Raw genomic sequence first — 6,158 nt, 5'->3', positions numbered from 1 at the left:
CGGAGGGGTTCCACACGTACCCATCCCGAACACGACCGTTAAGCCCTCCAGCGCCGATGGTACTTGGACCGCAGGGTCCTGGGAGAGTAGGACGTCGCCAAGCAAATCCTTATGATTACTATTCCCTGATAGCTCAGTTGGTAGAGCACTCGACTGTTAATCGAGTTGTCACAGGTTCGAGTCCTGTTCGGGGAGCCATTTGCTCTCATAGCTCAGCAGGTAGAGTGCATCCATGGTAAGGATGAGGTCACCGGTTCGAACCCGGTTGAGAGCTTGTGTTATGGCCCGTTGGTCAAGCGGTTAAGACACCTCCCTTTCACGGAGGTAACAGGGGTTCGATTCCCCTACGGGTCATAGGGTAGTATGGAGGCTTAGCTCAGCTGGGAGAGCATCTGCCTTACAAGCAGAGGGTCGGGGGTTCGATCCCCTCAGCCTCCACCATATTTCATCCTCTTACCTGGTTGAAATATTGGGAATTGTGAATCATATGCATATTGGGGATTAGCCAAGCGGTAAGGCAACGGACTTTGACTCCGTCATGCATAGGTTCAAATCCTATATCCCCAGCCATTAAGAGCCATTAGCTCAGTTGGTAGAGCACCTGACTTTTAATCAGGGTGTCGAAGGTTCGAATCCTTCATGGCTCACCATTTTATTACATGCGCGTGTGGCGGAATTGGCAGACGCACTAGACTTAGGATCTAGCGTCTTTGACGTGGGGGTTCAAGTCCCTCCACGCGCATCTTGTTTTTGCGGACGTGGCTCAGCGGTAGAGCATCGCCTTGCCAAGGCGAGGGTCGCGGGTTCGATTCCCGTCGTCCGCTCCATATTTGCGCCCTTAGCTCAGCTGGATAGAGCGTTTGACTACGAATCAAAAGGCCGGGAGTTCGAATCTCTCAGGGCGCGCCATTTTTTTTTTAAAAAAATTATATGTCGGGATGTAGCTCAGCTTGGTAGAGCACCTGGTTTGGGACCAGGGGGTCGCATGTTCAAATCGTGTCATCCCGATACTAATTTGCGGGTGTAGTTCAATGGTAGAACTTCAGCCTTCCAAGCTGATAGCGTGGGTTCGATTCCCATCACCCGCTTACTGATTACCTAGAAGCCGAGAGGCTTCTTTTTATTTTGTCCACATTACATGAACTTTTTCTGTGTATAGGTTACTGCGGAAATCTCCTGTCATGCACAGTTCGGGATGACTCGTGATATTGTACATAGGAGCTCGTTACTTTAACACCCTGATCCAAAATTCCCCTCTAATGAATCTCTTTCTCCTGTAGCAAGGCTAATTTCGTGATCAAATCCCCTTCAATATAGGAATCCTATGACCGTTAACGATCCGGATCCATGGTGATAACTCCAAGGCTGCTGTATTTAGTTTGCACAATGCTTTCTATTTATGTGGGTATAGCTCAGTATGGATGAAAAAACAGCTCTGAAATATTGGAATTTGACTGTTTTGTGTATATCTTTGTGGATAGAAGCTTATTGTGGTTCACTTTGTCAACAAATAATAAACATATGCACATAATGATGCATGAATTTTTGTTTTGGAAATCACACTGTTTACAACACCTGTGCATAAAGTTTCATGATTCTCTAAAACATAAAAGTGATTTAAATTTCATTTTTTGTGTATAAAAATCCAGTATATTCCCAAAAAAAGTATTTCAAAAGCATGACTTTTTTCTGTAAATTTTGCAGCATTTCACGCGTTTTTATTGTATGATGTTAAGAAAGTTTCAAATTTTGCGTGTATACGTACCTTTGTAACAAAGCTGTATTTGGTGTGAACAGATCAGATGGGGGGAAAAGCATGACTGAGCTTACGTTAACCGCTAACAAAAACCAATCCAATAATCTACTACGGCGGGACGTTCGTTTTCTGGGGAATATTCTTGGTGAGGTTTTGGTTCATCAGGGTGGTAACGAACTTTTGGATATCGTGGAAAAGATACGTGAGATAAGTAAATCGTTACGTGCGGGGTATCAGCCGGAGTTGTATGAGGATTTCAAACAAATCGTTAGTGGACTGGATACGGACATTCGTCACCAGGTTATTCGCGCGTTTGCGATTTATTTTCAGTTAGTGAATATTGCTGAGCAAAATCATCGTATCCGCCGCAAACGGGACTATGAGCACTTTGCTGGTAAAGATGTTCAACGTGGTTCAATTGAAAGTTCTGTTCAGGAGCTTAAACAGGATGGATTTTCGGCTGAGGACGTTAGCAGTCTGCTGGAGGAGCTTTCTCTGGAGTTGGTTATGACCGCACATCCTACAGAAGCCACGCGACGGGTGATTTTGGACATTCACAAGCGCATTTCCGAGGACGTCATGCTGTTGGATAATCCTATGCTTACCTTGCGAGAGCGGGAACAGGTGCGGGAAAATCTGCTGAATGAAGTGATTACACTATGGCAGACAGATGAACTGCGCGATCGTAAACCAACTGTGTTAGATGAAGTTAGAAACGGGATGTATTATTTTCATGAGACTTTGTTTCATGTGCTGCCGGACGTATACCAAGAATTGGAACGATGTTTAGGCAAATATTACTCTGAGCAGAAATGGCATATTCCAACCTATTTGAGATTTGGCTCCTGGATCGGTGGGGACCGGGACGGCAACCCGTCTGTTACGGCTCATGTTACTTGGGAAACGTTACGTATGCAGCGTAAGCTGGCTTTGAGAGAGTATCAGCACACACTGAAGGAATTTATGGGTTATCTGAGCTTTAGCACTAGCATTATACGTGTCTCTGATGATTTGCTGGCTTCTATTGAGGAAGACCGGACTCATATTACGCTTAAAAAGATGGAAGTGTGGCATAACGAAAAAGAGCCTTACCGTATCAAGCTGGCCTACATGATAGCCAAGGTGAATAATATCCTGGATGAAAGCAAGCAGGGCACGAAGGAACGTTATAGCTCTGCTGAAGAGCTTATTGCGGATCTGAACGTTATTGACGACAGCTTGCGTCATCATTTTGCGGATTATGTGGCAGATACTTATATTCAGAAGATGATTCGTCAGGTAGAGCTGTTCGGTTTCCATACAGCTACGCTGGATGTACGTCAGCATAGTCAGGAGCATGAAAATGCAATGACTGAAATCCTCTCTAAAATGAATATCGTTGCGGATTATGGGAAACTGCCTGAGGAAGAAAAAATAGACCTGCTGGAAAGACTGCTGAACGAGCCTCGTCCGATTACGTCGCCATATTTGAAATATAGCGACAGCACTCAGGAATGTCTTGATGTATATCGTACGATTTATCTGGCTCAGGAGGAATTCGGCAAGCGATCCATTACAAGCTACTTGATCAGTATGACTCAGGGAGCAAGCGACTTGCTGGAAGTTATGGTGCTGTCTAAAGAAGTGGGTCTGTTCCGTATCGAGAAAGATGGCACAGTCGTATGTACACTGCAATCCGTCCCTCTGTTTGAAACGATAGGCGATCTGCATGCTGCCCCTAGTATTATGAAAAGGCTGCTGAACTTGCCTGTATATCGCCAATCTGTGGCAGCAATGGATCAGCTCCAAGAGATCATGTTGGGATATTCAGATAGTAACAAGGACGGCGGTGTGGTTACTGCGAACTGGGAGCTTCGGGTTGCGATGAATAGCATTACGGAAGTGGCTAACGAGTTCGGCGTAAAAGTGAAGTTCTTCCATGGACGCGGGGGAGCACTGGGACGCGGGGGAATGCCGCTTAACCGTAGCATTTTGGCCCAACCTCCTCATACGATCGGAGGCGGAATCAAGATTACAGAGCAGGGTGAGGTACTCTCATCCAGATACTCGCTCAAGGGCATCGCTTATCGAAGCCTGGAGCAGGCAACGTCAGCTCTGATTACCGCAGTTGCGTATAACCGTTCCGGTAAGAAGGAGGTGTTTGAGGAGAGCTGGGAGGAGATCATTGCCCGTATTTCCGAGGTATCGCTGGAGAAGTATCAGGATTTGATTTTCCGCGACCCGGATTTCTTCGCTTTCTTCAAGGAATCAACGCCATTGCCTGAGGTGGGTGAGCTGAAAATCGGCTCTCGTCCATCCAAACGTAAGAACAGTGAACGTTTTGAGGACTTGCGCGCTATTCCATGGGTTTTTGCATGGACGCAAAGCCGTTACTTGCTGCCTGCTTGGTACGCGGCTGGAACAGGGCTCCAAAGCTTCTATCAGAACAATGAGGATAACCTCAAGGTGCTGCAAACGATGTTCAAGGAATCAGCTTTCTTCCGGTCTCTTATTGATACACTGCAAATGGCTATTGCGAAGGCGGATTTGCTGATTGCAGAGGAATATGCGGGGATGTCCAATAATGAAGAGGCTCGCCAGCGCATTTTCGGACAAATTTCAGCGGAATTCAAGCTGACGTCCGAGCTGATTTTGAAAATAACAGGACAATCGGAAATTCTGGACGATGTGCCGGTAATTCAGGAGTCCATCCGATTGCGTAATCCTTATGTCGATCCGTTAAGCTACTTGCAGGTTCAATTGCTTAGTGAGCTACGCGAACTGCGTGACCAGAACGGGGACGATGCGGAACTGCTGCGTGAGGTGCTGTTAACCATTAACGGAATCGCCGCAGGGCTGAGAAACACGGGTTGATACAGCTTGGCGGCATGGATACAGACAATCGGGCGCTTATGGGTGCCCGATTATGCTGTCTGTTATGACGGAGCAAGATCCCTATTGGTGTCAACGCTACAGTTGATTTTTCGATAAAATTGAACTACGATGAATTATCATAACAATGTATTGAGTAACCCATCAGCAAGTCTGGGGGAGTAGAGAGTGGATAATATGGAAAGCCGCTTGGTTAGGCTGGTGCAAAAAGGGGATCAGCGAGCTTTTGCGGAGTTAGTCGAGTTATATAAAGATCGGATTTTTCATCTTTCCTATCGGATGCTGGGTAATCGTCATGAGGCGGAGGATCTGGTGCAGGAAACTTTTTTGCGTGTATATCGTAATTTGGAAAAATACGATCATGGGCAGAAATTTTCAACCTGGATTTACCGGATTGCGACGAATCTGTGCATCGATCGTCTGCGAAGGAGAAAGCCTACATACTCACTGGATGCTGAGATGAATGAGCAGGAAGGTGTGGATGGGTATGCTATGCTTGCCAGCGAAGAGCTTACGCCTGAAGGGCATACACTGTTGTCCGAGACACAATCCTTAATTCATGATGCCATTGACAGCCTTCCAGACAAATACAGGACGATTATGGTTTTGCGTTACTTGCAGGAGCTTTCCTTACAGGAAATTAGCGATGTGCTTAATCTTCCGGTCACTACCATTAAGACAAGGGTTCACAGGGGCCGGGATTTTCTACGCAAAAAATTGGAGCACAAGCTGTAAATCATGTGTTCAGGATCTTGGAAAGTGTGCGCACAGATGTTTTTTATGAAACATATTGCTCGTTGTAGCGTATGTAAAGTGAGCAAAGTTTCTAAGCCGAGGCATGTTATGTAGAGAAACACGGAAGAATATTAGAAAGGATTGGCTCATATGGATTGCAAACAAGCCGTCTCTTTTATGCATGACTATCTGGATGGCGACCTGTCCGAGCAGGACAAACAGGAATTAGAGCATCACTTGTTCACCTGCCCGGAATGCCGCATGCGTTTTAAAGAGCTGGAGCGGACGGATGCGATGCTTTATGGTACACGGCATCAAGTGCCGTGTGTATCGGATGAGCTGACACTTCGCATTATGAATGCTTTGCCGCTGCATAGAAGATCGCCAATGGTGCCCATGCTGACTTGGGTGAATAGGCATCCGGCTGTTACGGCCGCTGCTTTCTTTCTTGTTATTATATGCTCAAGTATGGCCAGCTTTTCGACCACAGACCATCAATTGGTAGTCAAAGGAAGCGATCTGGATCAGGTTGTTATTCAAGGGGATACCGTGATCGTGCCTGAAGGTAAATCCATTGCTGGAGATTTGACCGTCCAAAATGGCAAGGCTCGGGTATATGGCGATGTGGAAGGGAATGTAACTGTGATTGATGGTTCCTACTATCAAGCGTCCACAGCGCATATTGCAGGACAGGTCAAAAGTATTGATCAAACCTTGGACTGGATCTGGTATAAAGTTACTGATTTGTTCGGGGGGACGTCCTCTCCATAAAAAGAAGCTTGAACTGGCAAGAATG

The 6,158-nt window shown here is 46.2% G+C and carries 3 protein-coding genes, 11 tRNA genes and 1 rRNA gene; all 15 read left to right on the top strand.

The genetic code is table 11. The features are described from left to right. Positions 1-103: ribosomal RNA gene (rrf, locus tag ACWGOO_RS21785) — 5S ribosomal RNA — on the top strand; the annotation flags it as partial. A 19-nt stretch (positions 104-122) separates the two neighbouring features. Further along, positions 123-198, top strand: a tRNA-Asn gene (locus ACWGOO_RS21780). A gap of 3 nt (positions 199-201) precedes the next feature. Continuing rightward, positions 202-274: transfer RNA gene (locus ACWGOO_RS21775), tRNA-Thr, on the top strand. 8 nt (positions 275-282) lie between these two features. Then, a tRNA-Glu gene (locus ACWGOO_RS21770) sits at positions 283-354 on the top strand. An 11-nt stretch (positions 355-365) separates the two neighbouring features. After that, a tRNA-Val gene (locus ACWGOO_RS21765) sits at positions 366-441 on the top strand. A 54-nt stretch (positions 442-495) separates the two neighbouring features. After that, positions 496-570 (top strand) — tRNA-Gln (locus ACWGOO_RS21760). A gap of 4 nt (positions 571-574) precedes the next feature. After that, positions 575-650: transfer RNA gene (locus ACWGOO_RS21755), tRNA-Lys, on the top strand. An 11-nt stretch (positions 651-661) separates the two neighbouring features. Next, a tRNA-Leu gene (locus ACWGOO_RS21750) sits at positions 662-742 on the top strand. 10 nt (positions 743-752) lie between these two features. After that, a tRNA-Gly gene (locus tag ACWGOO_RS21745) sits at positions 753-827 on the top strand. 5 nt (positions 828-832) lie between these two features. Then, positions 833-909: transfer RNA gene (locus tag ACWGOO_RS21740), tRNA-Arg, on the top strand. A 25-nt stretch (positions 910-934) separates the two neighbouring features. Further along, a tRNA-Pro gene (locus ACWGOO_RS21735) sits at positions 935-1,008 on the top strand. Between the two features lie 9 nt (positions 1,009-1,017). Next, positions 1,018-1,088 (top strand) — tRNA-Gly (locus ACWGOO_RS21730). Positions 1,089-1,816: 728 nt separating this feature from the next. Further along, the gene (ppc, locus tag ACWGOO_RS21725) at positions 1,817-4,609 is read left to right on the top strand and encodes a phosphoenolpyruvate carboxylase (RefSeq protein ID WP_452486781.1); all 2,793 of its coding nucleotides are present in this window, start codon (positions 1,817-1,819) and stop codon (positions 4,607-4,609) included. A 186-nt stretch (positions 4,610-4,795) separates the two neighbouring features. Continuing rightward, a complete protein-coding gene (gene sigW, locus ACWGOO_RS21720; RefSeq protein ID WP_452486779.1) occupies positions 4,796-5,362 on the top strand; it encodes an RNA polymerase sigma factor SigW in 567 nt (188 codons plus the stop codon). Positions 5,363-5,512: 150 nt separating this feature from the next. Continuing rightward, positions 5,513-6,133: a zf-HC2 domain-containing protein gene (locus ACWGOO_RS21715; RefSeq protein WP_452486777.1), complete on the top strand. Its 621-nt coding sequence runs from the start codon at positions 5,513-5,515 to the stop codon at positions 6,131-6,133. The last annotated feature ends 25 nt before the right edge of the window (positions 6,134-6,158 follow it).

The organism is Paenibacillus sp. NPDC055715 (assembly GCF_053617595.1).
Note: the sequence above shows the minus strand (reverse complement) of the source record. Positions and strands in the feature narration are given on the sequence as shown.

What these genes read in the sequence shown, in the direction of transcription:
- ppc (WP_452486781.1), top strand. Translation starts at nt 1,817, where the DNA reads ATGACTGAGCTTACGTTAACCGCTAACAAAAACCAATCCAATAATCTA.
- ACWGOO_RS21715 (WP_452486777.1), top strand. Translation starts at nt 5,513, where the DNA reads ATGGATTGCAAACAAGCCGTCTCTTTTATGCATGACTATCTGGATGGC.